The sequence below is a fragment of the Amycolatopsis stemonae genome (assembly GCF_054781455.1).
Map to the genome: position 1 here is coordinate 474,356 of NZ_BAAGUJ010000001.1, position 24,978 is coordinate 499,333.

General features: G+C 71.2%; 27 protein-coding genes. 7 read left to right on the forward strand and 20 right to left on the reverse strand.

Translation table 11 applies throughout. From position 1 onward, the window contains the following. Nucleotides 1–10: 10 nt before the first annotated feature. From ACYVLJ_RS02385 to ACYVLJ_RS02435, 11 genes are all read right to left on the reverse strand, one after another. Nucleotides 11–1,009, reverse strand: coding sequence for an ABC transporter ATP-binding protein (locus ACYVLJ_RS02385; RefSeq protein ID WP_451968338.1), 999 nt, complete (start codon nt 1,007–1,009; stop codon nt 11–13). Then, nucleotides 1,002–1,997: an ABC transporter ATP-binding protein gene (locus tag ACYVLJ_RS02390; RefSeq protein WP_460437587.1), complete on the reverse strand. Its 996-nt coding sequence runs from the start codon at nt 1,995–1,997 to the stop codon at nt 1,002–1,004. Before ACYVLJ_RS02390 ends, ACYVLJ_RS02385 begins: the two co-directional genes overlap by 8 nt. 6 nt (nt 1,998–2,003) lie before the next feature. Further along, nucleotides 2,004–2,957, reverse strand: a complete 954-nt coding sequence (locus tag ACYVLJ_RS02395; RefSeq protein WP_460437588.1) for an ABC transporter permease — start codon at nt 2,955–2,957, stop codon at nt 2,004–2,006. Beyond that, nucleotides 2,950–3,879, reverse strand: a complete 930-nt coding sequence (locus ACYVLJ_RS02400; protein ID WP_460437589.1) for an ABC transporter permease — start codon at nt 3,877–3,879, stop codon at nt 2,950–2,952. The genes ACYVLJ_RS02395 and ACYVLJ_RS02400 overlap by 8 nt, the downstream gene beginning before the upstream one ends. A 100-nt stretch (nt 3,880–3,979) precedes the next feature. Continuing rightward, a complete protein-coding gene (locus tag ACYVLJ_RS02405; RefSeq protein ID WP_460437590.1) occupies nt 3,980–5,566 on the reverse strand; it encodes a peptide ABC transporter substrate-binding protein in 1,587 nt (528 codons plus the stop codon). 351 nt (nt 5,567–5,917) lie between these two features. Further along, nucleotides 5,918–6,871: a Ppx/GppA phosphatase family protein gene (locus tag ACYVLJ_RS02410; RefSeq protein WP_451968346.1), complete on the reverse strand. Its 954-nt coding sequence runs from the start codon at nt 6,869–6,871 to the stop codon at nt 5,918–5,920. 27 nt (nt 6,872–6,898) lie between these two features. Beyond that, nucleotides 6,899–8,068: a lytic transglycosylase domain-containing protein gene (locus ACYVLJ_RS02415; protein WP_460437591.1), complete on the reverse strand. Its 1,170-nt coding sequence runs from the start codon at nt 8,066–8,068 to the stop codon at nt 6,899–6,901. Nucleotides 8,069–8,220: 152 nt separating this feature from the next. Continuing rightward, nucleotides 8,221–8,730 (reverse strand): DUF501 domain-containing protein, encoded by a 510-nt coding sequence (locus tag ACYVLJ_RS02420; RefSeq protein WP_451968350.1) that lies wholly within the window; start codon nt 8,728–8,730, stop codon nt 8,221–8,223. A gap of 15 nt (nt 8,731–8,745) precedes the next feature. Beyond that, nucleotides 8,746–9,108, reverse strand: coding sequence for an FtsB family cell division protein (locus tag ACYVLJ_RS02425; protein ID WP_451969823.1), 363 nt, complete (start codon nt 9,106–9,108; stop codon nt 8,746–8,748). Between the two features lie 192 nt (nt 9,109–9,300). Then, nucleotides 9,301–10,587 carry a phosphopyruvate hydratase gene (eno, locus tag ACYVLJ_RS02430; protein WP_451968352.1) on the reverse strand — a complete coding sequence of 429 codons (1,287 nt, stop codon included), beginning with the start codon at nt 10,585–10,587 and terminating at the stop codon, nt 9,301–9,303. 60 nt (nt 10,588–10,647) lie between these two features. Further along, the gene (locus ACYVLJ_RS02435; RefSeq protein ID WP_451968354.1) at nt 10,648–11,109 is read right to left on the reverse strand and encodes a VOC family protein; all 462 of its coding nucleotides are present in this window, start codon (nt 11,107–11,109) and stop codon (nt 10,648–10,650) included. A gap of 73 nt (nt 11,110–11,182) precedes the next feature. On the opposite strand from ACYVLJ_RS02435, the gene ACYVLJ_RS02440 reads away from it, so the two are divergent. After that, nucleotides 11,183–11,587, forward strand: a complete 405-nt coding sequence (locus tag ACYVLJ_RS02440; protein WP_451969825.1) for a tetratricopeptide repeat protein — start codon at nt 11,183–11,185, stop codon at nt 11,585–11,587. A 214-nt stretch (nt 11,588–11,801) separates the two neighbouring features. On the opposite strand, the gene ACYVLJ_RS02445 is transcribed toward ACYVLJ_RS02440, so the two are convergent. Then, nucleotides 11,802–12,548 (reverse strand): lysozyme family protein, encoded by a 747-nt coding sequence (locus ACYVLJ_RS02445; protein ID WP_451969827.1) that lies wholly within the window; start codon nt 12,546–12,548, stop codon nt 11,802–11,804. Nucleotides 12,549–12,917: 369 nt separating this feature from the next. Here ACYVLJ_RS02445 and efeU point away from each other — a divergent pair, with 369 nt between their 5' ends. The 6 genes from efeU to ACYVLJ_RS02475 are packed head-to-tail and all read left to right on the forward strand — an operon-like array spanning nt 12,918 to nt 18,262. After that, a complete protein-coding gene (gene efeU, locus ACYVLJ_RS02450) occupies nt 12,918–13,763 on the forward strand; it encodes an iron uptake transporter permease EfeU (RefSeq protein WP_451968356.1) in 846 nt (281 codons plus the stop codon). After that, nucleotides 13,760–14,905, forward strand: coding sequence for an iron uptake system protein EfeO (gene efeO, locus ACYVLJ_RS02455; RefSeq protein WP_451968358.1), 1,146 nt, complete (start codon nt 13,760–13,762; stop codon nt 14,903–14,905). The genes efeU and efeO overlap by 4 nt, the downstream gene beginning before the upstream one ends. After that, on the forward strand, nt 14,902–16,158 hold the full coding sequence (gene efeB / locus ACYVLJ_RS02460; protein ID WP_460437592.1) for a Dyp-type peroxidase: 1,257 nt from the start codon (nt 14,902–14,904) through the stop codon (nt 16,156–16,158). Before efeO ends, efeB begins: the two co-directional genes overlap by 4 nt. Nucleotides 16,159–16,206: 48 nt before the next feature. Next, nucleotides 16,207–16,776, forward strand: coding sequence for a TetR/AcrR family transcriptional regulator (locus ACYVLJ_RS02465; protein WP_460437593.1), 570 nt, complete (start codon nt 16,207–16,209; stop codon nt 16,774–16,776). Next, nucleotides 16,773–17,834: an SGNH/GDSL hydrolase family protein gene (locus ACYVLJ_RS02470; protein WP_460437594.1), complete on the forward strand. Its 1,062-nt coding sequence runs from the start codon at nt 16,773–16,775 to the stop codon at nt 17,832–17,834. Before ACYVLJ_RS02465 ends, ACYVLJ_RS02470 begins: the two co-directional genes overlap by 4 nt. A 17-nt stretch (nt 17,835–17,851) precedes the next feature. Further along, a complete protein-coding gene (locus tag ACYVLJ_RS02475; protein WP_451968365.1) occupies nt 17,852–18,262 on the forward strand; it encodes a PPOX class F420-dependent oxidoreductase in 411 nt (136 codons plus the stop codon). A 36-nt stretch (nt 18,263–18,298) separates the two neighbouring features. On the opposite strand, the gene ACYVLJ_RS02480 is transcribed toward ACYVLJ_RS02475, so the two are convergent. The 8 genes from ACYVLJ_RS02480 to ACYVLJ_RS02515 all read right to left on the reverse strand — a co-directional run bounded on the left by ACYVLJ_RS02480 (nt 18,299) and on the right by ACYVLJ_RS02515 (nt 24,935). Continuing rightward, nucleotides 18,299–18,703, reverse strand: coding sequence for a hypothetical protein (locus ACYVLJ_RS02480; RefSeq protein ID WP_460437595.1), 405 nt, complete (start codon nt 18,701–18,703; stop codon nt 18,299–18,301). 86 nt (nt 18,704–18,789) lie between these two features. Further along, a complete protein-coding gene (locus tag ACYVLJ_RS02485; protein ID WP_460437596.1) occupies nt 18,790–19,353 on the reverse strand; it encodes a hypothetical protein in 564 nt (187 codons plus the stop codon). Further along, nucleotides 19,350–20,699 (reverse strand): hypothetical protein, encoded by a 1,350-nt coding sequence (locus ACYVLJ_RS02490; RefSeq protein ID WP_460437597.1) that lies wholly within the window; start codon nt 20,697–20,699, stop codon nt 19,350–19,352. The genes ACYVLJ_RS02485 and ACYVLJ_RS02490 overlap by 4 nt, the downstream gene beginning before the upstream one ends. A gap of 49 nt (nt 20,700–20,748) precedes the next feature. Beyond that, nucleotides 20,749–21,552 carry an ABC transporter ATP-binding protein gene (locus ACYVLJ_RS02495; protein ID WP_460437598.1) on the reverse strand — a complete coding sequence of 268 codons (804 nt, stop codon included), beginning with the start codon at nt 21,550–21,552 and terminating at the stop codon, nt 20,749–20,751. 10 nt (nt 21,553–21,562) lie between these two features. Further along, nucleotides 21,563–22,369 (reverse strand): zf-HC2 domain-containing protein, encoded by an 807-nt coding sequence (locus ACYVLJ_RS02500; RefSeq protein WP_460437599.1) that lies wholly within the window; start codon nt 22,367–22,369, stop codon nt 21,563–21,565. After that, on the reverse strand, nt 22,366–22,926 hold the full coding sequence (locus ACYVLJ_RS02505) for an RNA polymerase sigma factor (RefSeq protein ID WP_460437600.1): 561 nt from the start codon (nt 22,924–22,926) through the stop codon (nt 22,366–22,368). Before ACYVLJ_RS02505 ends, ACYVLJ_RS02500 begins: the two co-directional genes overlap by 4 nt. A gap of 60 nt (nt 22,927–22,986) precedes the next feature. Continuing rightward, complete coding sequence (locus tag ACYVLJ_RS02510) at nt 22,987–23,913, reverse strand: nucleoside triphosphate pyrophosphohydrolase (protein ID WP_460437601.1); 927 nt, start codon at nt 23,911–23,913, stop codon at nt 22,987–22,989. Continuing rightward, nucleotides 23,910–24,935 (reverse strand): hypothetical protein, encoded by a 1,026-nt coding sequence (locus tag ACYVLJ_RS02515; RefSeq protein ID WP_460437602.1) that lies wholly within the window; start codon nt 24,933–24,935, stop codon nt 23,910–23,912. Before ACYVLJ_RS02515 ends, ACYVLJ_RS02510 begins: the two co-directional genes overlap by 4 nt. Nucleotides 24,936–24,978 lie beyond the last annotated feature (43 nt).

Genomic DNA, 24,978 nt, shown 5'->3' on the forward strand with positions numbered 1-24,978 from the left:
AGAAAGTACGTTATGGAACAACCGACTTCTGCTCCGCGAAGTGACAAGCTGACAAGTGGCCGTCCGTCCTCGGCACCAGTTCCGGCACCTCGGTGGCGCACTTGTCCTGCGCCTTCCAGCAGCGCGTGCGGAACCGGCACCCGGACGGGGGATCCAGGGGACTCGGCACGTCCCCGGTCAGCCGGATCACCTGCCGCTGGCCGCGCACCGCCGGGTCGGCCACCGGCACCGCCGACAGCAGCGCCTGGGTGTACGGGTGGGACGGTCGTTCGTAGATCTCCTCGTCCGTACCGATTTCGACGATCTTGCCGAGGTACATCACCGCGACCCGGTTGGACAGGTGCCGCACCACGGACAGGTCGTGGGCGATGAACACGTAGGACAGCCCGAACTCGGTCTGCAGGTCGCCGAGCAGGTTCATCACCTGCGCCTGGATCGAGACGTCCAACGCGGACACCGGCTCGTCGCAGATGATCACCTTGGGCCGCAGCGCGAGCGCCCGCGCGATGCCGATGCGCTGGCGCTGGCCGCCGGAGAACTGGTGCGGGTAGCGGTTGAGGTGCTCGGGGTTGAGCCCGACGACCTCCAGCAGCTCCTGCACCTTCGCCGCGCGCGAACCCTTCGGCGCGACGTCGGGGTGGATCTCGAACGGCTCGCCGACGATGTCGCCGACGGTCATCCGCGGGTTCAGCGACGTGTACGGGTCCTGCAGCACGATCTGGATTTCGCGGCGCAGCTTCCGCAGTTCGGTGCCCTTCATCGAAAAGATGTCGCGGCCTTCGAACGTCGCGCTGCCCGCGGTCGGTTCCTCCAGGCGCATCAGCACCTGGGCCAAAGTGGACTTCCCGCAGCCGGACTCGCCGACGACGCCGAGGGTCTCGCCCGGCATCAGGTCGAACGAGACGCCGTCGACCGCCTTGACCTGGCCGATCGTGCGCTTGAACAGGATTCCGGTGCGGACCGGGAAGTACTTCTTGAGGTCGGTGACCGACAGGATGGGGTCAGGCACGGGAGTTCACCACCTCTTCGGCGAAGTGGCACGCGCTCGTCCGGCCGAAGCCGATCCCGCGCGGTGGCGGCACTTCTTCGGAACAACGGGCTTCGGCTCGCTTGCACCGCGGGTGGAACGGGCAGCCCGGCGGGATGTCGAGCAGGCTCGGCGGCAGGCCCTTGATGGTTTCGAGGGTCTGTCCCTTGAGGTCGAGCCGGGGCAGGGAGTCCATCAGGGCGGCGGTGTACGGGTGGGCCGGCGCGCGGAACAGCTCGACGACGTCGGCCTGTTCGACGATCCGGCCCGCGTACATCACGGCGATCCGGTCGGCGACCTCGGCGACGACACCCAGGTCGTGCGTGATGAGCACGAGCCCCATCTTGCGCTCGGCCTGGATCTCGGCCAGCAGGTCCATGATCTGGGCCTGCACGGTGACGTCGAGCGCGGTGGTCGGCTCGTCGGCGATGAGCAGGTCCGGGTCCAGCGCCAGGGACATCGCGATCATCGCGCGCTGGCGCATGCCGCCGGAGAACTGGTGCGGGTAGTCCTTGATCCGGCGTTCGGCGGCCGGGATGCGGACGGTGTCGAGCAGCTCGATCGCGCGCTTCCGGGCGTCCTTTTTGGATATCCCGAGCCGCACCCGCAGCTGTTCCTCGATCTGGAAGCCGACGGTGAACACCGGGTTCAACGCGGACAGCGCGTCCTGGAAGATCATCGCGATCTCACTGCCGCGCACCTCGCGGCGGCGTTCGTCGGACGCGGTCAGCAGGTCCTCGCCGCGCCAGCGCACCGCGCCGCCGGTGATCACACCCGGCGGCATGTCGAGGATACCCATCACGGTCTGCGCGGTGACGCTCTTGCCGGAGCCGGATTCGCCCAGCACGGCCAGGGTTTCGCCCGCGTGCACCGCGTAGCCGACGCCGTTGAGCACGTTCGCGACGCCGTCGGACGTCCGGAACTCGACGTGCAGGTCTTCGACTTCGAGGAGGAGTTCGTGGTCGGACAAGGAGATCTACCTCGACTTCGGATCGAGCGCGTCGCGGATGCCGTCGCCCAGCATCACGAAGGCCAGCACGGTCAGGGTGACGAAGGCACCGGGGAACAGCAGCATGTGCGGGTCGTTCCGGAAGTAGTCCCGCGAGTCGCTGATCATCACGCCCCACGAGATGACGGGCGGGCGCACGCCGATCCCGAGGTAGGCGAGCGTCGCCTCGGCGCCGATGAACGCGCCGAGCGCGATGGTCGCGTACACCAGCACCGGCGCGAGGGTGTTCGGCAGCAGGTGGCGGAAGATGATCCGCGGCGTGCTCGCGCCGAGGCCGCGGGCGGCCTTGACGTAGTCGAGCTGCTTGGCCACCAGCGTCGCCGACCGCATGATCCGCATCGCCACCGGCCAGCTCAGCACCGCGATCGAGCAGACCACCTGGACGATGATCGTGACCGCGCCCGGGTTCGAGCCGGGCGCGTTGAACGTCGTCAGGATGACGATCGCGCCGAGCACGAACGGCAGGCCCGCGAAGATGTCGCCGAAGCGCGAAAGGATGCTGTCGACGAACCGGCCGTAGTAGCCGGCGAGGATGCCGATCACCGAGCCGATCAGGACCGTCAGCAGCGTCGCGAACACCCCGACCAGCAGGGACGCGCGGGTGCCGTAGATCGTCCGGGCGTAGACGTCGGCGCCCTGGTTGTCGTAGCCGAACCAGGCGTCCGCCGACGGGCCTTCGTTGGCGTGGGACAGGTCGCTGAAGCCGGCGTCGCGCGAGCTGAACAGCCCCGGCGCGATCCCGATCAGCACGATCAGCACGATGATCACCGCCGAAGCGACGAACGCCGGCTTGCGCCGCAGCTGACGCCACGCGTCGCTCCACAGGCTGCGGGGCTTCTGCGGGCCGGTGGCGGAGTCGTCGACGCGGGACAGCTCGGCCGCGTCGGCCCCGCCGCCGCCCACCAGGTTCGGGTCAGTCATAGCGGATCCTCGGGTCGAGAACGGCGTAGAGCAGGTCGACGATCAGGCTCATCAGCAGGTACACCAGCACCAGCAGGACGACGACGCCGACGACGGTCGCGCTCTCCCGGTTCTGGATCCCGCGGAAGATGAGCCCGCCCAGGCCGTTGATGTTGAACACGCCTTCGGTGACGATCGCGCCGCCCATCAGCGCGCCCAGGTCGGTGCCGAGGAAGGTGAGCACCGGGATCACCGAGTTGCGCAGCAGGTGGACGCCGACGACGCGGCTCTGCGGCTGGCCCTTCGCGATCGCCGTCCGCACGTAGTCGGCGTGGCGGTTTTCGGCGATGCTCGTTCTCGACAGCCGGGCGACGTAGGCCATGGACAGGCTGCCGAGCGCGATGCCGGGCACGATGAGCTCGCCGATGCCCGGGTCGTCCGACACGCTCGCCTCGATCAGGCCGAGGCCGTTGCTGCCCAGCGCGAGCTGCAGCACGATCGCCGTGACGAACACCGGCAGCGAGATCAGGAAGGTGGTCGAGACCAGCACCAGGTTGTCGAGGAAACCCTTGCCGCGCAGGCCGGTCAGCACGCCGGCGGTGAGGCCGATGACCGCCTCGATGACCACCGCGATCACGGCCAGGCGCAGCGTGATCGGGTACGACGTCGCGATCAGCTCGCCGACGGAAGTGCCGTTGAAGGTCTCGCCCCAGTCGCCGGTGAACAGGCTCCCGAGGTACTTGAAGTACTGGACGAAGATGTTGTCGTTCAGGTGGAACTTCTCGGTCATCTGGGCGATGTAGGCCTGCGGGCAGGCGGCCTGGCCGCACTTGCCCGAGAACGGGTCACCGGGCACCGCCCAGACCAGGACGTAGATGAGGAAGGTGGTGCCGAAGAACACCGGGACCAGCTGGAGCAGCCGTCGCAGAACATAGCGGATCATGACGTTCCTAGTGCGCGCCGGCCGTCGTGGGTGGTCAGGGCGGTGGGAACCGCCCTAGCCACCCACGACGGCGTGGTGGTGGGTACGGCCGGTCAGCGCGTCACTTCTTGAGGACCTCGATGGACGGGTAGTCCGGCATGCGCCGGAAGTCCAGCGCGGCCGACTTGAGGTTCTTCGACTTCGCCGCGACGCCCTTCTCGTCCCACACCGGGATCGACGGCAGGTCCTTCGCGACCAGGTCCTCGGCCTGCTGGTACAGCTTGACCGCGGCGTCCTTGTCGGCCGTCGCGTCGGCCTGCGCGAGGATCGCGTCGACCTGCGGGTTCGAGTAGCTGGAGTCGTTCGAGGACCCGCCGGTCTTGTAGATCGGGTTGAGGAAGTCCTCGATGGACGGGTAGTCCGCGGACCAGTCCGACCGGCCCATGCCGGTCAGCTTCTTGCCCGTGACGATGCTGCGCCACTGGCCGAAGTCGGTGGCCGGCACGAAGTCGCACTCGACGCCGAGGGTGTTCTTGATGCTGTTGCACGCCGCGGTCAGCGGTTCCTTGCGGCCACCGTCCGCGTTGGACGCGATGGTCAGCTTGCCCTTGAAGCCGGACTTCGCGAAGGCCTCCTTGGCCGCCGCCGGGTCGAACTTGCAGAACTGGCAGACGCCGGAGCGCGCACCGGTGATGCCCTGGGCGACGTAGCCGTCGAGCGGGACGTAGGTGTCGTTCATGACGGTCTTGGTGATCTGCGCGCGGTCGATCGCCATCGAGATGGCCTTGCGCAACTCGAGGTTGTTGTACCCCTGGACGTAGTACGGCACGGCGATGGTGCTGACGCCGAGCAGGTGGCCGGTGACGAGCCGGTCGCCGAGGTCGTTCTTGTACTTGCCGCCCGCGACCGCCGACGGCGGCAGCGCCTCCATGAAGTCCAGCCGCCCGCTCAGCAGGTCCTGGTAGGCGGTCTCCTGGCTGGAGTAGATCTTGATGTCGAGGTCCTTGAAGTGGACCTTGTCGTCACCCTTGTAGTCGTCGAAGCGGGTGAGCTTGATGTCCTGGTTCGGCGTCCGCGAGACGAACTTCATCGGGCCGTTGCCGATCGGGTGCTGCTCGAAGGCCTTGGGGTCCTTGAAGAACGAGTCCGGCAGCGGCGCGAACGCCTGGTAGCCGACCTTGATGTCGAACACCGAGAACGGCGCGTCGAGCGTCACCTGGAACTCGTAGTCGCCCTTGGCGACCAGGCCGGACATCTTGTCCACGGCGGGCTTGGCGTTCTCGTCCGTGGGGTGGACGTCCTTGTAGCCCTGGATGTTCGAGAAGAAGTCGGTGTTGAGCTGGCCGTTCGGCCCGTAGGCGCCGTAGTTCCAGGCGTCGATGAAGTTGTGCGCCTTCACCTCGGTGCCGTCGTGGAACTTCCAGCCCTGCTTGATCTTGATGTCGTACACCTTGGAGTCGGTCGTGGTGATCGACTCGGCCATCAGGTTGAACGGCTTGGCGTCCGCGCCCTTGAAGCCGACCAGCGTGGCGAACATCGGCTGGATCGCCTTGGTGCCGCCGAGGTCGTTGATGTTCGTCGGGACCAGCGCGTTCTGCGGTTCGGTGCCGTAGACGCTGACCGTGCCGTCCGGGTCCGCCTGGCCCGCCCCCGTGGAACTGCCCGACCCGCCACCGCACGCGGCGAGCACGAGTGCCAGCGAAGTCATCACCACCGTGGGTCCCCAGAGCCTGCGCGAACGACGCATGATCCCCTCCATATCCGGTGTGTCCGAAAGGTGAGACGCACGCTATCGGGGGGCGGGAAGCCGATCACAGGACTGCGGTGTTGCAAATGTGTGACGACCGTCGGGACCACCTGGTTGGAGCACAACCAAGGTAGGAAACCGGGTACTCCGGACGGCCCAGCGCGGACTGCAGGTCATCGCGCGCTCACCCACGGTTCCGTTGCGCCACAAGCCCTTTGGGGCGGCCGAACGGTCGGTCAGGTCGCGGACGGTGTCCGGTCGGGCCGGGTTCGGCGCGATCCCGTCGAGGGAGCCGGGCCCGGACCACGGCGGTCAGGCCAGGGCCAGTGCGATGCCGTCGAGGATGTCGTGCTCGCTGACGACCAGCTCGGTCGGGCCGCCGCGGGCGGCCAGCTGCTCGGCCAGGGTCTGGACCACCACCGCGCCGCCGCCGATCACGTCGACCCGGCCCGGGTGGATCACCGGGTTCGCCGCGCGCGCCGCGTGGTCCTCGGCCAGCAGGCGCGTCGCCAGCCGGTCGATGTCCGCGGCGCCCAATGTGGACAGGTGGACCCGCTCGGGGTCGTACTCCGGCAGTTCCTGGGCGATCGCCGAGAGCGTGGTCACCGTGCCGGCGACGCCCACCCAGGTGCGGGCGCGGGCGACGTCGACGACGTCGAACGCCTCGGTCAGCACCTTGCCGGCCAGGTCGCGGGCGGCGGCGATCTCGTCGGCCGTCGGCGGGTCGCTCTTCAGCGCGCGCTCGGTGATCCGCACGCAGCCGATGTCCACGGACTTCGCGGCGAGCACCTCCGCCTGCCGGCCGTCCCAGGTGCCCAGGACCAGCTCGGTCGAGCCGCCGCCGACGTCGCAGACGACGAACGGGCCGTCGTCCGGGTCCTGCTCCCCGACCGCGCCGGTGAAGGACAGGCGCGCCTCCTCGTCACCGCTGATCACCTCGGCCTCGACGCCGAGCGTCTCGCGCGTCATGCGGAAGAACTCGTCGCGGTTCTTGGCGTCGCGGGTCGCGGAGGTGGCGACCATCCGCACCTTCTCGACGCCCTTGCGCCGCGCGGCGATCGTGTAGTCGGCCAGCGCCGCGCGGGTCCGCTCGAGAGCCTCGGGGGCCAGCTCGCCGGTGGCGTCGACGCCTTGGCCGAGCCGGACGATCCGCATCTCGCGGTGCAGGTCGCGCAGGTCGACCGTGCCGTCGTGGCGCGGCGTCAGCTCGGCGACGAGCAGGCGGATGGAGTTGGTCCCACAGTCGATCGCGGCAACACGAGGCATGCGATCACCCTAACCGGCGCGGCGCGCTCAGCTGGTCGGCGGACCCACGGTGGTCGTCGTCGGGGTGGTCGACGTGCTGACCGAGGTGACCGTCTCCCCGCAGGTCGGGTCCGGCGGCGTGGTCGGGGTGGTCGTCTTCTCCGTGGTCGTCGTGGTCGGAGTCGTGGACGGCGGCGGGGTCGTCGTCGTGGTGACGCTCGTGATCGTCGTCTCGATCACCTTCGTGGTCGGCGGCGCGCACACCGGCTTCGACGTCGTCGGCGGCAAGGCCGTGGTCGGCGGTGGGCCGGCCGGCGTCGTCGTCGGGGTCGGCGGGGGCGGGATCGCCGGCGGTGCGGGCATCGCCGCCGCGTTCGGCGCGCCGATCGGGACCGTGCTGTCCGGGACCTGCATGATCCCGTTGCGGTAGGCCTCGGCCCACAGGACCACGGTGTTCACGTAGGTGTCGGAGTTGTTGTAGCGGTAGATCGCGCCGCGCAGCTGGTCGGGCTTCGCCAGGTCGAACCCGCCGGAGCAGAGGTACCGGCCGGTGGCGAGCGCCGCGTCGAAGATGTTGTTCGGGTCGGACTTGCCGTCGCCGTTGCCGTCGGAGGCGTACGCCCGCCAGGTCGCCGGGATGAACTGCGTCGGGCCGACCGCGCGGTCCCAGACCGGGTCGGTGTCGAGGACGCCGTGGTCGGTGTCGGGGATCGCGGCGAACCCGCCCTGGCCGTTGAGCTCGGGGCCGAGGATCGGCTCGCGGGTGGTGCCGTTCGCGTCGACGTACCCGCCGCGGGCGTGGTTGGACTCGATCCGGCCGATGCTGGCGATCAGGGCCCAGTCGATGTGGCACGCGGGCAGTTCGCGGCCGAGGATGTCGGCGGCGTTCTTGTACGCGGCGAGGGCGGTGGCGGGGATGCCGAGGGGGCCGTCGGGGAGTTCGTAGGCCGGGAGCGGCAGCGGGGTGGGGGCGCCGGGGAGGGTGCCGTCGACGGCGACCTGCTGAATGGCGGCGTGGCCGGGGTCGTAGCCCTGGCCGAGCGCGACGTCGCGGGTGTGGTCACCGCTGCCGCCGAGCCACGCGAGGGTGACGCCGCCGGCGACGAGCGCCGGGACCACCGCGAAGATGCCGGTCATCAAGGGGTAGGCGGTGCGGTGGCGGAGCCCGAATCTTCGGGTGTGGCTCCCGACTGCGTCAGGCAGTCGCCGCACGCGCATCGCTCGAAACCCTCCTGGCCGCCTTGTCCCACCCGCCCTCGGTGACAGCCTGCCGTACCCGGGGCGTGGTTTCACCCCTTCGGGAGTCTGGATCTCGCCGGACGGGGCTTTTCGCTCACCCAGCCCAGTTATCTGTTGACGACGCGCGAGCGTTACTCGGCACAGTCTCCCGTGGGCCACCCGTTCGCCTTAAGCAGCTCGAGCGTCTCGTCACCGAACGGGTTCACCCCCGGACCGACGGCGAGCGCGTGCGCGACGTGCACGTGCAGGCACTTGACGCGGCCGGGCATGCCCCCGGCGGTGACCTGGTGGCCGAGCGGCTCGATCGCGTCGCGCTCGGCGAGGTACGTCTCGTGCGTGCGCTGGTAGTGCGCGGCCAGCTCGGGATCGGTGGTGAGCCGCTCGGTCATCTCCTTCATGATCCCGGACGCCTCGATCGTGCCGATCATCGAGTTCAGCTTCGGGCAGGTCAGGTAGTAGAGCGTCGGGAACGGCGTCCCGTTCTCCAGCCGCGGGCTGGTCTGCACCACCGACGGGTGCCCGCTCGGGCACCGGGCGGCGACGGCCCGCAGCGCGCGCGGCGGCCGTCCGAGCTGCTCCGCGATGATCTCGCGGTCGGCTTCGGTGACGGGCTCGAACCGGTGCTGCTGCGTGCTGTTCACGCGCACCAGGTTAGTTCAGCCGCCCGAGACCTGGTTCCAGAGGTTCTCGTACCAGGAGCCGGCCGCGGCCGGCTGCTGCCCCTGCTGCGGGGCCGCGTCGGGCGCCTTGTCCTCGGGCAGCTGGACGATGTAGGGCGTCTCGCCCGGCTTGACGTAGCGCAGCCGCCGCCGGGCTTCGGCCTCGATCTGCGCCGGGTCGCTCAGCTCCGCCTTGCGACCCTGGAGCTGGGCGACCGTCTGCTGCAGCTGCGCCTGCTGGGCCTGCTGGTCGCGGATTTCGGTGCGCTGGGCGAGGTAGGTGCGCAGGGGCACGGCGATGGTGAACGCCAGCGCGCACACCACGATCGCCACCACCGCCGCCCGGCGGGTGGTGGACATGCCGAGCACCTTCGCCGCCCCGGACGCGCGCTTCGCCGCCAGGCTCCGGCGCAGCCGGGCCCGGGTCGTCTCGACGTCGCCGGTGCGGCGCCCCGCCTGGGGGCGGCGGGCCGGCGCGGGCCGGTTGGCCCGCGAAGCCCCGCCGCCGCTCCGGCGGTTGCGCGTCGTCCTCCCCCGATCCGCCACCGGCGATCAGCCCTCGGCGCTGAACCGCGGGAAGGCCAGCTCGCCGGCGTAGCGGGCGGCGTCACCGAGGGTCTCCTCGATGCGCAGCAGCTGGTTGTACTTGGCGATGCGCTCGCCGCGGGCCGGCGCACCGGTCTTGATCTGGCCGACGCCGGTGGCGACCGCCAGGTCCGCGATGAACGTGTCCTCGGTCTCGCCGGAGCGGTGGCTCATCATCGACTTGTAGCCGAACGACGTGGCCAGCGAGATCGCGTCGAGCGTCTCGGACAGGGTGCCGATCTGGTTGACCTTCACCAGCAGCGCGTTCGCGGCGCGGCGGGTGATGCCCTCCTCGAGGCGGTCCGGGTTGGTGACGAACAGGTCGTCGCCGACGATCTGGACCTTCTCGCCGATCTCGGCGGTCAGCGTGACCCAGCCGTCCCAGTCGTCCTCGCTCAGCGGGTCCTCGATGGACACGAGCGGGTAGTCGCGCAGCAGCTCGGCGTAGTACGCCGACATCTGCTCGGCGCTCTTCTTGCTGCCCTCGAAGGTGTACGCGCCGTCGGCGAAGAACTCGGTCGCGGCGACGTCCAGCGCGAGCGCGACGTCGCGGCCCGGGGCGTACCCGGCCTTCTCGATGGCCTGCAGGATCAGGTCGAGCGCTTCGCGGTTGTTCGCCAGGTTCGGCGCGAAGCCGCCTTCGTCGCCCAGGCCGGTCGACAGGCCGCGGCCCTTCAGGACCGACTTCAGCGAGTGGTAGACCTCGGCGCCCCAGCGCAGGGCCTCGCGGAAGGTCTCGGCGCCGATCGGCGCGATCATGAACTCCTGGACGTCGACGTTGCTGTCGGCGTGCGAACCACCGTTGAGGATGTTCAGCATCGGCACGGGCAGCACGTGCGCGTTCGGCCCGCCCAGGTAGCGGAAGAGCTCCAGCTCGGCCGACTCGGCGGCGGCCTTCGCGACGGCCAGCGAGACGCCGAGGATGGCGTTCGCGCCGAGGCGGGACTTCGCCGGCGTGCCGTCGAGGTCGACCAGCTTCTGGTCGACGATCCGCTGGTCGACGGCCTCGATGCCGACCATCTCCGGGCCGATCTCGTCGAGCACCGCGGCGACCGCGCGCTCGACGCCCTTGCCGTTGTAGCGGCCGGTGTCGCCGTCGCGCAGCTCGACCGCCTCGTGTTCGCCGGTCGACGCCCCCGACGGGACGGCGGCCCGAGCCAGGGTGCCGTCGTCGAGAGCCACCTCCACCTCGACCGTCGGGTTGCCACGCGAGTCCAGAATCTCGCGCGCGCCTACCTGCTCGATGAGAGCCACGCCATGCTCCTCGGTGCGTCTTGCCTGCGATGACGCACCCAGCCTAGCCGTCGTGGCTGTTCACCCGTTGGAGGACTCACCGCCCGCGCGGACCGCCTGCCAGCCCGGCGGCAGCTCGACGTCGTCGGACGTCTGCTGCCAGAACGTCCAGCTGTTCCCGCCGAGATCGCCGACGGTGTAGACGCGGGCGCCGTAGGGCTGGTCCTGCGGCGGGTCGAGCTCGGTGTCGTCCCCGAGCGCGGCGACGACCCCTTCGTAGTGAGCGTCGACGTCGTCGACGTAGACGATGTTCAGCTGGCCGACCGGGCCGTCCACGCCCTTGGCCTGCCAGTACTCCGCGCCGACGCCCGCGATCTGGATCCGCGCGTCGCCCACGCACAGCGTCGCCTGGAACACCTCGCCGGCCCCGTCGCTGAACCGGACCTCCTCGGTGAACCCGAAGACCCTGGTCAGCCAGGCGAGCGCCTCGGTGGCGTCGGCGTAGTAGAGGTAGGGCGCCAGGCCCCGGTACGGGCTGCTCATGGCGGCACAGTCCATCACGTCCCGATCGGCGGCGTGTGCAACCCCCTCTTCCCGAGGTAACGTGGGAATGACCATGACGGACGCCGCAGCTGCTTCGCAGCCTCCCGAGGAGTCGCGGTTCCACGCCTTCCGCCAGGCCGAAGACCTGGTCGGCCGCCGCCGTCCGCTGGACGCGCTGAAGGCGTTGCAACCCCTGCTGGAGTCCGAAACGGACAAGCCGTCGGTGCACCTGCTCGCCGGCCGCGCGTACTTCCACTCCGCCCAGCTGCGCCGCGCCGAACAGGCGTTCACGCGCGTGCTTGAGCTGGACCCGACCGACCACTACGCCCGGTTCATCCTGGGCCGGACGCTGCAGCGGCTCGGCCGGTTCGTCGAGGCGCTGGCGCAGATGCGGATGGCCTCGGCGATGAACCCGGTGCCCGAGTACCTCGAGGCGATCAGCGAGGTCAAGGCGCACATCGCGCTGCGCGAGCCCTGAGGCCAGGGCCGAACGGCCCCCGCGGCCTCGGACTTTCGGCTGATGAGGCCGGGCCCCTCGGCCGATCCGCGGGACCCCCGGTTCCGGCGAAGCTGGTTCCAGACCGAACCAGGGAGGAACCGGAAATGTCGATCTTCGCCACGCTGGGTGCCTACGCGGGGTTGCTGCTGCTGGTGATCGTGGCCGTCACGCCGCTGTTCGCCGACCGGGAGCTCTAAGGCGCGACACTGGCTTCCGCGTAGGCGTCCGCCGCGCTGAAGACGTCCTGGCCGTACGTCACGCCTTGGTTGTAGAACAGGATCGCCCGCCACCAGCCGGCCGGGGTGCCCAGGTCGTCGCCGCCCGAGCAGAGGTAGCGGGCCGCCGTGAAGGCCGCGTCGTCGATGTTCTGGGGGTCGGGCGCGCCGCCGTCGCCGTTCGCGCGCTCCTGGTACTTCTTCCACGTCGCCGGCTGGAACTGCATCGGGCCGATCGCGTGGTCCCACGACTTGTCGCCGTCGAGCTTGCCGCCGTCGGTGTCGTGCACCGCCGGGACGCCCGGCGAGCCGTCCAGGGGCGGGCCGACCACCGGTTTCGCGACGCGGCCGTTCGCGGTGATCGCCGAAAGGTCGAACCCCGTGCGTTCCGCCTCGACCCGGCCGATGCCCGCGAGCGTCGCCCACGAGAGGTGGCACGTCGGCTTCTGGCGCTGCATCCACATTTCCGCCCGGCCGTACGCGGAAAGCACGCGCGCCGGGAGGTGCGTCTTGCCCGCGACGCGCGTCGCCCACGCGTCCAGCTCGGCCTGGTCGGACACCTCCGGCCGGTCGACCGGGGCGGCGAGCCCGGCGCGCGGCGATTCGGCGCCGGGCTGCGGGCGCTGCTCCGGGATCGGCAACGCCGGTTGCGCCGGCGGGGGCGCGGCGGGGGTGTCCGGGTTCCGGACACCGATCGTGACGACGAGGACCACGCCGGTCACCACCAGCGCGACCGTCAGGGCCACCCGGCCGAGATAGCGCCGCGGCGGACCGCCCGGGGGCGAGTGCGGAGGCGTGACGGTCGGCTGAGCGGTATCGGCCACCCGATCAGGTTACGGAGGCACTCAAGGGGGTCCCCCGACAGCCTGACCAGGCAAGCGGAGGGTAAAAACAGGTCCGCTGCCAGCGACGTCACAGAATTCGTTATCGAGTCGACGCGCAAGGCCCTGACCTGCGGTTACCCTAACCTAACTTCAGCGTCGCGCCCTGTTTGTCCGATTGCATCGTTTCGAGCCGGGCCGGGTCCGCTGGACTTACAGGTGAGCCTTACCTAAAAACTTCCTGGAGCCAGAAAAACTCAGGGAGGCGGACCGGTGTTGTTCTCGAGCGCGCTGATCGGGCTGCGCGAAGGCCTGGAGGCCGCACTGGTCGTCAGCATCCTGGTCGCGTTCCTGGTCAAGACGGACCGGCGGCACGCGCTGCGCTGGGTGTGGCCCGGCGTCGGTGCCGCGGTGCTGCTGTCGGTCGCGGTCGGCGCGATCCTCACCTACACGACCGCCCAGCTGTCGTTCGAGCACCAGGAGCTGCTCGGCGGGAGCCTGTCGATCGTGGCGGTCGTGTTCGTCACCGCGATGATCTTCTGGATGCGCAAGGCGTCGAAGAGCATCGCCGCCGAGCTGCGCGGGAAGATGGACGACGCGCTGGACGTCGGCCCGCTGGCCGTGCTGCTGCTGTCGTTCCTCGCGGTCGGGCGCGAAGGGCTGGAGACCGCGGTGTTCTTCTACTCCGCCGTCCAGACCGCGCAGTCGGACACCGTGCAGCCGCTGATCGGCTTCGCCATCGGCATCGCCGCGGCCGTCGTGCTCGCCTGGCTGCTCTACAAGGGCGCGGTCCGGTTCAACCTGGGCAAGTTCTTCACGATCACCGGCGTCCTGCTCGTGTTCGTCGCCGCGGGGGTGCTCGGCTACGGCCTGCACGACCTGCAGGAAGCCGCCTTCCTGCCGGGTATCGGCACGCTCGCGTTCGACGCGTCGAACGCGCTGCCGGAGACGTCCTGGTACGGCGCGCTGCTCAAGGGGATCTTCAACTATTCGCAGCAGACGACCGTGCTGCAGGCCGTCGCGTGGGTCGCCTACGTCGTCGTCGTGCTCCCGCTGTTCCTCAAGCCCAGCAAGAAGACCGCGCCGGCGCCCGCCGCCGCGGCCGCCTCGAAGGAGTGACCGTGCGCAAGACCACCCCGCTGGCCGTCCTGGCCGGTGCCACCGCCCTGGTGGCGCTGTCCGCCTGCGACAGCAAGAGCGACACCGCCGGTGCCGCGGCGGCCGGCGGCCCGATCAAGGTGTCGGCGTCCGACACCGCGTGCGAGGTCTCCGCGAACACGGCGGGCGCGGGCAACCTGACCTTCGAGATCACGAACAAGGGCACCAAGGTCACCGAGTTCTACCTCTACGCCGAGGGCGACCGGATCATGGGCGAGGTCGAGAACATCGCGCCCGGGCTGAACCGGCGGCTGATCGTCGAGGTCGCCGACGCGGGCAAGTACCAGACCGCGTGCAAGCCGGGCATGGCCGGCGACGGCATCCGCGGCGACTTCACCGTCACCGGCGGCGCGCCGAAACAGGGCGACGCGAACGCGCAGAAGGCCCAGGCGACCAAGAGCTACAACGACTACATCGCGAACAACACCGCGGCCCTCGAGGAGGAGACCGGCAAGTTCGTCGGCCTCGTCAAGGCGGGCAAGGTCGACGAGGCGAAGGCCGCGTACGCGCGCACCCGCGTCTACTACGAGCGCATCGAGCCGGTGGCCGAGAAGTTCGGCGACCTCGACCCGGCCATCGACGTCCGCGAGGCCGACCTCGAGCCGGGCCAGCAGTTCACCGGGTTCCACCGGCTGGAGAAGGACCTGTTCAAGACCGGCCTGCAGCCCGACAGCCCGCAGATCGCGGACAAGCTGCTGACCGACGTCAAGGACCTGGTCGCGAAGACCAAGACGCTGCAGCTGACCGCGCTCGACCTCGCGAACGGCGCGAAGGGCCTGCTCGACGAGGTCGCCACCAAGAAGATCGCCGGCGAGGAGGAGATCTTCTCGCACACCGACCTCTGGGACTTCCAGGCCAATCTGGACGGCTCCAAGGGCGCGATCACGTCGCTGCGGCCGATCCTGCAGGCGAAGGACGCCGCCCTGGTGTCCACTTTGGACAAGGAGTTCGCGAACGTCCAGGGCCTGCTCGACAAGCAGCGCGCGGGTGACGGCTTCAAGTCCTACACGGACCTTTCCCAGGACCAGGTCAAGGAGTTCGCCTCGGCCGTCGACGCGCTGAGCGAACCGCTGAGCAAGGTTGCGGAGGTCGTCTCGAAGTGACGTCGACAGAGGGCACCCGGGTTTCGCGGCGGAAGCTCTTCGGCCTGGCGGGCGCGGGGGTCGCGCTCGCCGGCGCGGGGGCCGCCGCCGGCATCGGGATCGACAAGGCGACGGGCAGCGCCGAGGCCGCGGTGAACATCGTCGGCTTCGACGGCGAGCACCAGGCCGGCATCGTCACGCCGGCCCAGGCGAACCTGCACTTCGCGGCCCTCGACGTCATCACGAAGGACCGCGAGAAGCTGCGGCAGCTGCTGAAGACGTGGACCGACGCGGCCCGCCGGATGACGGCGGGCCAGGAGGTCGTGGCGGACGGCGCGATCGGCGGCGGCGAGTACGCGCCGCCCGGCGACACCGGCGAGGCGCTCGACCTGCCGGCGTCGAACCTGACGCTGACCATCGGCTTCGGGCCGTCGCTGTTCGACGGCCGGTTCGGCCTCGCGGCGAAGCGGCCGCCGCAGCTGATCGACCTGCCGTTGTTCCCGAAGGACAAGCTCGACCCGGCCCGCAGCGGCGGCGACCTGTGCATCCAGGCCTGCGCGGACGACCCGCAGGTGGCGGTGCACGCGGTCCGCAACCTGGTGCGGCTCGGCTTCGGCGTCACCGAGGTCCGCTGGTCGCAGCTCGGCTTCGGCCGCAGCTCGTCGACGTCGCGGGCGCAGGCGACGCCGCGGAACCTGTTCGGCTTCAAGGACGGCACGAACAACGTCAAGTCCGAGGACACCGACATCCTGCGCGACCAGGTGTGGGCCGAGCCCGGCGACGGCCAGGCCTGGATGGCCGGCGGCTCGTACCTGGTGGCGCGCCGGATCCGGATGCACATCGAGACGTGGGACCGCGAAACCCTCGACGGCCAGGAGAAGATCATCGGCCGCACGAAGGGCACCGGGGCCCCGCTGGGCCAGACCGCGGAGTTCGACGAGCTGGACCTCGACGTCGGCGGCGCGGGCGGCGAGAAGGTGATCCCGGAGGACGCGCACGTCCGGCTGGCCTCGCACCAGGCGCTCAACGGCGTGCGGATCCTGCGCCGCGGCTACAACTTCGTCGACGGTTCGGACGGCGTCGGGCACCTCGAGGCGGGGTTGTTCTTCCTGGCGTTCAACCGCGACACCCGCAAGCAGTACGTGCCGATGCAGCAGGCGCTGTCGTCGAAGGACGCGATGATGGAGTACGTCCAGCACACCGGCTCGGCGCACTTCGCGATCCCCCCGGGCGTCTCGAAAACCGCCTCCTGGGGCGACGCCCTGTTTGCCTAAGAGTTTTAGGCTGAGCTACACTCCTTTTAGGCAATAAGGAGTGTAGCTATGGTTCGTGCCGGACTCACCACCGAACGCGTGGTGCTCGCCGGAGCCGAACTCGCCGACGAGATCGGGTTCGACGCGGTGACGCCGTCGGAGCTGGCGCGGCGGTTCGACGTCAAGGTCGCCAGCCTGTATTCGCACGTCAAGAACGCGCACGACCTGCGGACGCGGATCGCGCTGCTGGCGCTCGACGAGCTCGCCGAGCGGGCCGCCGCCGCGCTGGCCGGGCGGTCCGGGCGGGCGGCGCTCGTCGCGTACGCCGATGTCCAGCGCGACTACGCCCGGGCACACCCCGGGCGGTTCGCCGCGGCGCAGCTGCGGCTGGACCCCGAGACCGCGGCGGCGAGCGCCGGCGTGCGGCACGCGCAGCTGATGCGCGCGATCCTGCGCGGCTACGACGTGACCGGGCCCGACCAGACGCACGCCGTCCGGCTGCTCGGCAGCTTCGTCCGCGGGTTCGTCGCCCTCGAAGCCGACGGCGGCTTCGACCACAGCTCGCCGCCGCCGGGCGAAAGCTGGACCCGCCTCCTCGACGTCCTCGACTCCCTTCTCCGCGATTGGCCACAGCCTTGATCACCACCCCCCTGACCGGCCTCGTCCACGGCGCCCTCGAACTCGAAGCGACCCCGCGCGGCCTGGTCCCGCACCGGCTGCCGGCCCGCGCGCGGGCCCAGAACACCGACCCGCGGCTCGCGATGGCCGAGGCGCAACCCGCGGGCGTGCGCGTGCGGTTCCGCACGACGGCCCGCCTGGTCGAACTCGAGACGCTGGCGACCAAGGTCGAGTACCCGGGCGCGCCGCCGCGGCCCGACGGCGTGTACGACCTGCTGCTCGACGGCAAGCTCGCCGCACAGGCGACCGTGCCCGCCGGCGTGCGGTTCGCGGACCTGCCCGGGCACGACAAGGACGTCGAGATCTGGTTACCGCACAACGAACTCACGACGTTGGTCGCGCTGCGCACGGACGCGCCGGTCACGCCCGTGCCGCCGTCCGGGCGGGTGTGGCTGCACCACGGCAGCTCGATCAGCCAGGGCTCGAACGCGCTGAGCCCGTCCACGACGTGGACCGCGCTGACCGCGGTGGCCGCCGGGGTGGAGCTGGTGAACCTGGGCTTCAGCGGCAACGCGCTGCTGGACCCGTTCACCGCCCGCGCGCTGCGGGACACCCCGGCCGACGTCGTCAGCGTCAAGCTCGGCATCAACGTGGTCAACGCGGACCTGATGCGGCTGCGCGCGTTCGGCCCGGCGGTGCACGGGTTCCTCGACACGATCCGCGAGGGCCACCCGTCGGCGCCGCTGCTGGTCGTCTCGCCGCTGTACTGCCCGATCCACGAGCGGACGCCCGGGCCCGGCGACTTCGACCACGAGGCGCTGGCGGCGGGGGTCGTGCGGTTCCGGGCCACCGGCGTCCCTGGTGACGACAAGCTGACGCTGGAGGTGATCCGCGACGCGCTGGCGGAAATCGTGGCGCAGCGCGAAGATCCCGCGTTGCACTACGTGGACGGGCTGTCGTTGTACGGACCCGCCGACTACGCGGAGTTCCCCCTGCCGGATGAGCTGCACCCGGACGGCCCCGCCCACGAACGCATCGCGGCGCGGTTCGCGCCACTGCTTGACTTCAACCTCGCTTGAAGTTGAAGGCTGGGACCATGTTCACCGAAGCAGAGCTCGCGTACCTCGAGGCCCAGCCCCTCGGCCGGCTGGCGACCCAGCAGCCGAACGGCACCCTGCAGGTCAGCCCGGTCGGCTTCCGGTACCACCCGGAGGCGAAGGCCATCGACGTCACCGGGCACAACCTGGCCGGGAGCAAGAAGTTCCGCAACGTCCGCGCGAACGGCCGCGTCGCGTTCGTCGTCGACGACCTGCCGTCGACGAACCCGTGGCGCGTCCGGTGCCTGGAGATCCGCGGCCGCGCGGAGGCCCTGACGGGGGTCAACGAGGCCGACGGCCACTTCGACGACGCCGTGATCCGCATCCACCCCGAGCGGATCATCGCGTTCGGGGTGGAGGACTGGGACCGCGAGCCGCTGGAGCTGGAGGCCAACATCCGCAACGTCTGACGCGGTGGGGCGCCGGCCGGCGCCCCACCGCCGGCGTCACTCGGCGACGCAGCCGGTCCGGGTGCAGCCGCGCTGGCCCAGCTTGTGGTTGGAGCCGTCGTACAGGCTGATGTGGATGAGCTGCACGCCACCGACCTTGTCGATGGTGTGCCCGTGGGAGATGGGCGCAGTGGTTCCCGCGGCCGCGGTAGTGCACTTGACCGGGCTGGCGTCGGTGCCGTTGACCCCCCACGAGCAGACTTCGCGGACGCCACCGCCGGCGTGAAGACTGCCGGTGACCGTCGCCGAACGCCCGTCACCCCAGGAGATCGTGCCCGCCGCCACGGTCGCCGTGTACTCGATCCGCCACGACGTCGTGGTCGCCGCGTCGGCCGCGGTGGCGCCGGCGGCGAGGCCGCCGACGACCAGCCCGGTGGCCAGGACGGTCTTGAAGATGCGCATGGAGGTTCCTTCCCCTGAAGACGCGGCCGGTCACGGCGACCGGCCGCGTACTCCACGCGCGGGGGCGGGGTTCGGTTGAGCCGGGTTCAGCGGCGCCCGCCCCGGACCGTGTACGCGGCCACGCCGGTGACGGCCAGGACCACCGCCGTGGCCGTCGCCACCGGCGTTCCCGCCGGCTGGAGCATCCAGGCCGCGATCTCACTGGCCGTCGAGCCGTCGTTCCGGACGAACAGGGCCACCGCCGACCAGGCGACCGGGAGCGTCCAGCCGAACTGGCCGCCGGCCGTCGTCGCGGCCAGGCCCGCCAGGCCCAGCAGGCCCGCCGTGTCGCGGAGGATGATCGGCGGCCCGACACCCGGCGGGCCCAGCCGCTGGACCGCCAGCACCGCGCCCGCCGCGGCCAGGCCGATCAGGACGAGGTGCGCGAAGCGACGGGAAGGCCACGGGAGCGCCGCAGTGCGGTCGAGGTCCGGGTCCTGGCCGGTCAGGCCGGTCGCCGCCGCCGCGATCGACGCCGTCAGGGCCAGCAGCGCCGTCGGGGCCGCCCAGGCGTCGCGGGCCAGCAGCCACACCAGCGCCGTGCTCACCACCAGCGCGGTGAACGCGGCCGGCAGCCGCCGCGAGCGCGCGTACAGGACCGCCCACCTCACGGCGACACCAGCTTCGCGAGCGGATCGCCCTGGCAGGTCAGCAGCACCTGCCGGGCCGCCGCGACGCGGGCGAGCTGGACGTCCGCGGGCAGCGCGTGGAACGTCGCCCACAGCCGATCGACCGTGCCGCGCTGGTCCGAGAGCCAGCTTCCGTTGTACTCCGGCAGCTTCCGCACTTCGCCGGTGAAGTACGCGGCCGTGATCATGCGTGCGGCCTGGTCCGGGAGGTCGGCCGTGCTCGGCCGGTCGCACGACGGCAGCCCGGCACCGGCCAGCACCGCGAGCCGCAGCGTGGGCGCGTCCGCCGTCAGGAGGGCGTCGTTGCGCTGGAAGTCCAGGTAGACGACCTCCGCGGCCCGCCGGGGCGGCTGGTCGGGGACCGAAGGCGCGGTCTGCTCCTCGATCCGCGTCGGCGCGCCGGGGAGTTTTGCCAGCAGCGCCAACGCTTCCCGGCCCGGTCCGGCCAGTGCGGCCAAGCGGCCGGCGTGCAGCCGGCTGAGGCAGATCGGCCCCTCGCACACCTTCTCGGCGGCGAAGCCGTCCGTGGTGTGGACCTCCGCCTGCGTGGCCGGGAACAGCGGCACCGCGATGGCGGCGCCCGCCACCACCGGCAGCAGCGCCAGCAGCCGGGCCCGCACGGATTCCGCCGCCAGCACCAGGAACCCGGTCGCGGCGAGGCCGAGGAACCAGACGGCCTGCCCGGCGTCGAGCGACGCCGTGGTCGTCACCAGCGTGCCCCGCGGCTCGGCGAGCGCCGGTGCCAGCAGCCCGGCCCGCACGGACAGCACCGAGTACACGCCCGGTTCGAGCGCCATCCAGCAGAGCACGGAGAGGACCAGCGTCACGACGGCCAGCCCCGGCGCGGTCAGCGGGTGCGGCAGCAGCCGTCCGACGGCCAGTCCCACCCAGCTCCCGGCGACGACGCCGAGCAGCCCGACGGCCAGCACGGGCACGAACCCCGCCGAGAAGAACCCGCCGTGGACCAGGACTTCGACCGCACCGACGGCGAAGACCAGCAGGAACCCGAGCGCACTCAGCCCGCCGACGGCCCCGGCCAGCCTCGCCGCCCGGTGCCGGCCCGGCCGAGAAGTGGTGCCGAGCAGCTCGACCATGCCCGAGCGGCTGTCTCGCATGCCCTGGATCGCGCCGGCGCCGACCACGATGGGCCACAGGAACTGCAGGAGGTACCGCACCCACAGGGCGGTGGTCGTCGCGTGCGCGGTCCACGGCGCGGGCACCTTCCACCACGGCCCGGAGAGCAGGAAGAGAAACCCGAGCGCGACGGCGAGGACCGCGAGACCCGCCCAGGGCGCGATGGACCGCCGGAGTTCGATGCGCAGGATCATCGGACGCCCCCAGGGCGGCTCGGCACCCGCGCAGTGCGCCGGCTCGTCATCACCACGCCCCCTTGCCCGGTTCGTGGTTCAGCAGCGCCGAATACCCTCGCTCGATCGGGCTGTCCCCCACGTGCTCCGCCGTCCCCGCGGCCGCCAGCTCGCCGGGAGTTCCCTGGAACACGAGCTTCCCCTCGGCGAACAGCACCACGTCCGTGCACGCCGTCGCGACGTCTTCCACCAGGTGCGTCGAGATCAGGACGCACGAGTCGTGGCCGAGCTCCTGCACCAGCTCGCGGAACCGGACGCGCTGCGCCGGGTCGAGGCCGGCCGTCGGCTCGTCCAGCAGGAGGATGTCCGGGTCGTTGACGATCGCCTGGGCGATGCCCACCCGCCGGATCATGCCGCCCGACAACGTCTTCATGCGGTCGTCCGCCCGGTCCGCCAGGCCCACCCGCTCGATCGCCCGCTGGACCGCTCCGGGGACGTCCTCTTTAGACATCTCCTTCAGCCACGCCATGTACTCGACGAACTCGCGGACCGTGAACCGCTTGTAATAGCCGAAGTTCTGCGGCAGGTAACCGATCCGGCGGCGCAGGCCGCGCTGGCCCGTGCGTCCCCCGGCCGGCGCGCCGAGCAGCGACAGCCGGCCTTCCGCCGGCCGGAGCACCGTCGCCAGCGCCCGGATCAGCGTCGTCTTGCCCGCGCCGTTGGGCCCGAGCAAGCCGTGCACCCCCTTGCCGAGCGACAGGTCCAGCCCGTCCACGGCCATCTTCCGCCGCCCCACCCGCACCTTCAGCCCCTCCGCCCGGATCTCCCAGGCGTAGGTCGTCGGCGCCACCTCGGCGGCTCCCACAGCCCGCATGTCTTCCTCCCTAGTGGTACGCGCCGAGCCGGGTGAACGCCGCCTTGTGCAGGACGACGACCACCGAGGTCAGCGCGAAGATCCCGGCCCAGACCGGCAGCGCGCCGGTGCCGAGCGCGAACGTCTTTCCCGGGACCGCGAACGTCGGCAGCACGACGATCGCGACCCACAGCGCGATCAGCGCGTACGCCGCGCGGCTGATCCCGATCAGCCCGCCGAGGGCGAGCGTTCCCGTGGTGAACGCCAGGCTCGGCAGCAGCCAGAGCGCCGGCGCGGTGCCGGTGAGCCAGCCGGCCACCCCGAGCACCGGCAGGACGACGGCGAGCACCGCCACCGTCCGCCGGACGACCAGGTAGAGCCCGGCCCGCGGCGTCGCGGCGACGACTTCGTACGCGGGGTCGAGCCCCCGGGCCCACGACGCCGCCACCCCGAACACCGGCAGCACCGGCGCGAAGAGCTGCACCCCCGTCACGTCGAACACCGAATTCCAGACCTGGTCGAGCACCACGGCGAGCAGCGTGACCAGCCCGATCATCGCCAGCCACGGCACCGTCGCCGGCGTGACCCAAGTGACGAGCCACCGGTGCCGCCGCGGCCGCGGCCCGGGCGCGTGGAACGGCTCGCCCGGGAGCTCGATCTCGACCCGCAGCCGGTTCCAGACGACGTCGACCACCGGCTGGACGGGCGCCACCTCGGCGAGCCGCGCCCGGCACCCCGGGCAGGTCTCGAGGTGCGCTTCGAGGCCCCAAAGCTGGTCGCCCGGGAGGTCGTCGCCCGCCGCGTACCCGGCGATGAGCCGGTCCGACGCATGGTTCATGACAGTGCCTCCCGCAACGCGATCCGCGCCCGGCGGGCACGCGTCTTGACGGTTCCTTCCGGCAGGCCGAGCAGGACGGCCGTCTCGCGGACGCTCAGCCCGTCGAGCACCATCGCCTGCAGCACCGCCCGCAGCTCCGGCGCGAGGTCGCGCAGCGCGTCCCCGACGTCGTCGCCCATCGTCACCGCCAGTGCGACGTCCTCCGCCGCCGGCACCGGCGCGACGTCGAAGGCCGCCACCGGCGGCGGCTGCGCGTGGTGCGCGCGGCGGCGGAACGCGTCGACCAGCCGGCGCGCCGCGATCGTCCACACCCAGCCGACCGCGCTGCCGCCGGTCGCGGCCCCCGCGAACGAGCCGGCCGCGCGCCAGACGGCCAGGTACGTCTCCTGCATGACTTCGGCGACGACCTGCTCGTCCGCGCACCGGCGGCGCAGGCGCACGGCGAGCCAGGGCGACGTGCGGCGGTAGAGCTCCTCGAACGCCGCGCGGTCGCCCTTCGCCGTGCGCCGGACGAGGTGCTCCTCGTCGGCGCCTTCGGGTGGCTGCTGTCGGCTCACACCAGGCAAGACGCCGGGTGATCGGAAACGGTTCTCACCCGAATGTGTGCTGCGTCACACTCAGTTCGACGGCCAGAACTTCCGCCAGCCGTCGGCCTCCAGGGTCGTCGGCTCCAGCCCGGCGTCGCGGGCGGCCTGCTCGGCGGCCCGGACGTCGGCCGCGAACTGCTTCGCCAGCGCCCGCAGCTCGCCTTCCGGGTCGACGCCCGCGCGGCGCGCCGTCGCGGCGATGCGGAACAGCTGGGCGGCGGCGCCGGTACCGGCCGGGAACAGGTCGAGCGGGATGCCCGCGCGCCCGGAACGCTGCCCGAGCTTGCCGGCGAGCGCCACCGCGGGCTGGCCGAGCGCGACGCCGTCCACAATGGACAAACGGCGTTTCTCCTGCTGCTTCAGCTCTTCCCACTTGACGTTCTGGTGCTCGACCGTGTGCACCCGGTCGGCGTCGGTGAACACGTGCGGGTGCCGGCCGACCAGCTTCTCGACGAGCCCGCCGGCGACGTCGTCGATGTCGAACGGGTTGTCGGCGTCTTCCGCGGCGAGCCGGGCGTGGAAGAGCACCTGGAGCAGGACGTCGCCGAGCTCTTCGCGCAGCGCTTCCCGGTCGCCCGACTCGATGGCGTCGAGCAGCTCGTAGGTTTCTTCGACCAGGTACTGCCGCAGGGATTCGTGCGTCTGGGCCGCGTCCCACGGGCAACCACCGGGCGAGCGGAGGCGGTCCATGACGTCGGCGGCCTCGACGAGCGCCGGCGCCGGCGTCTCGATGACCTCGGCACCGGTCGCGATGAGCAGGGACGCCGCGGGCTCGTCCCGGGATCCGGCGAGCAGCACGATGTCCTTCAGCGAAAGGGCCTCCGTGACGGCCGGGACACCGAACACGCTCGCGTCGACGTCGGTCGCCGCGTACACGGCGGTGGAGTCACGGAGGATCTTGAGCGCCGCGGCGGGCAACGTCGCCCCACAGACGACTACGACGACGCCCGTGCTCACTGCTTCGCGGGTGCGGCACCGCTCAAGGGCAGCACCGCGCCCTTGGTGGCGTCCTGGTTCGGCACGAGGTTCATGCCCACAACATCCCACACGCCGTACCGGGGGTTGACGCGCAGCCCGGCGTCCGGCAGGTAGGCCTGCAGGAAGCGGGTGCCGATCGAGGTCAGCTGCTGGTCGGTGGGCTTCTGCGCTTCCTGGTCGGCCGGGACGGGCTTGTCGGTACCGCGGGCGCGGACGACGAAGATGTACCAGTCGGGCTTCGACGGCATCCGCGCCTGGAACGCGACGACGCTGTTCGCCGGGGACCCGAAGAGCGGGGTCTGCGCGAGCGCGAGGTACTGCGCGGCGCCGAAGAGCTCGGTCATGCCCGCGTCCGAGAAGCCGCCGGCGCCGGGCGCGCCGGTCTGCTGCGCCTGCTGGGCTTCCTGGCCGGCCTGCTGGATCGTGCCCTGGATCTTGCCCGGGTCGGCCGCGAACTGCTTCGCGAGGTCGAGCGCGCGGGCACGCGCCTCCGGGTCGGTGTCGCTCGTCGCGCTGATGCCGACGTAGTCCGCGCTGACCGACAGCTTCGGCAGGTACTTCTGGGCGATCTGCATCTCGAGGACGACGTCGCTCGCGACCTCGTTGCGGTCGCGCAGCTTCGAGACGATCTGCGTGACCGCGACGCCGTCGCCCTGCCCGGTGTCACCAACCGGCGTGGCGTTCTCCTGCGCGGCCAGGCCGGCGATCTTCGCCTGGTCGGCGACGAGGCCTTCCTTCTGCGCGGCACGCAAGGTCAGCTCGTGGAGGACCGTCTGCCGGACGATCTCACGGCCGAGCAGGTCGAGCTTGTGCTCACGGGCGAGCTTCTGCGCGTACGGCTGCTCGCGGACGGCCTGGTCGATCATCGACTGGACCTGGTCGAGCCCCACCGACCGGTCGCCGACGATGACCGCGCTGCCGACCTGGCTGGGGCCCGAACCGCACCCGGCGAGCAGAAGAGCACCGGCAACGACCGCGACCAGCGCGCGAGGGCGCCCCATGATCCGCATCACAGCGCATACCCTCTCACACCATCGCACCCGA

What these genes read in the sequence shown, in the direction of transcription:
- ACYVLJ_RS02395 (WP_460437588.1), bottom strand. Translation starts at nt 2,957, where the DNA reads ATGACTGACCCGAACCTGGTGGGCGGCGGCGGGGCCGACGCGGCCGAG.
- ACYVLJ_RS02400 (WP_460437589.1), bottom strand. Translation starts at nt 3,879, where the DNA reads ATGATCCGCTATGTTCTGCGACGGCTGCTCCAGCTGGTCCCGGTGTTC.
- ACYVLJ_RS02405 (WP_460437590.1), bottom strand. Translation starts at nt 5,566, where the DNA reads ATGACTTCGCTGGCACTCGTGCTCGCCGCGTGCGGTGGCGGGTCGGGC.
- ACYVLJ_RS02410 (WP_451968346.1), bottom strand. Translation starts at nt 6,871, where the DNA reads ATGCCTCGTGTTGCCGCGATCGACTGTGGGACCAACTCCATCCGCCTG.
- ACYVLJ_RS02415 (WP_460437591.1), bottom strand. Translation starts at nt 8,068, where the DNA reads ATGCGCGTGCGGCGACTGCCTGACGCAGTCGGGAGCCACACCCGAAGA.
- ACYVLJ_RS02425 (WP_451969823.1), bottom strand. Translation starts at nt 9,108, where the DNA reads ATGTCCACCACCCGCCGGGCGGCGGTGGTGGCGATCGTGGTGTGCGCG.
- ACYVLJ_RS02435 (WP_451968354.1), bottom strand. Translation starts at nt 11,109, where the DNA reads ATGAGCAGCCCGTACCGGGGCCTGGCGCCCTACCTCTACTACGCCGAC.
- ACYVLJ_RS02440 (WP_451969825.1), top strand. Translation starts at nt 11,183, where the DNA reads ATGACGGACGCCGCAGCTGCTTCGCAGCCTCCCGAGGAGTCGCGGTTC.
- ACYVLJ_RS02465 (WP_460437593.1), top strand. Translation starts at nt 16,207, where the DNA reads ATGGTTCGTGCCGGACTCACCACCGAACGCGTGGTGCTCGCCGGAGCC.
- ACYVLJ_RS02475 (WP_451968365.1), top strand. Translation starts at nt 17,852, where the DNA reads ATGTTCACCGAAGCAGAGCTCGCGTACCTCGAGGCCCAGCCCCTCGGC.
- ACYVLJ_RS02480 (WP_460437595.1), bottom strand. Translation starts at nt 18,703, where the DNA reads ATGCGCATCTTCAAGACCGTCCTGGCCACCGGGCTGGTCGTCGGCGGC.
- ACYVLJ_RS02490 (WP_460437597.1), bottom strand. Translation starts at nt 20,699, where the DNA reads ATGATCCTGCGCATCGAACTCCGGCGGTCCATCGCGCCCTGGGCGGGT.
- ACYVLJ_RS02495 (WP_460437598.1), bottom strand. Translation starts at nt 21,552, where the DNA reads ATGCGGGCTGTGGGAGCCGCCGAGGTGGCGCCGACGACCTACGCCTGG.
- ACYVLJ_RS02500 (WP_460437599.1), bottom strand. Translation starts at nt 22,369, where the DNA reads ATGAACCATGCGTCGGACCGGCTCATCGCCGGGTACGCGGCGGGCGAC.
- ACYVLJ_RS02515 (WP_460437602.1), bottom strand. Translation starts at nt 24,935, where the DNA reads ATGGGGCGCCCTCGCGCGCTGGTCGCGGTCGTTGCCGGTGCTCTTCTG.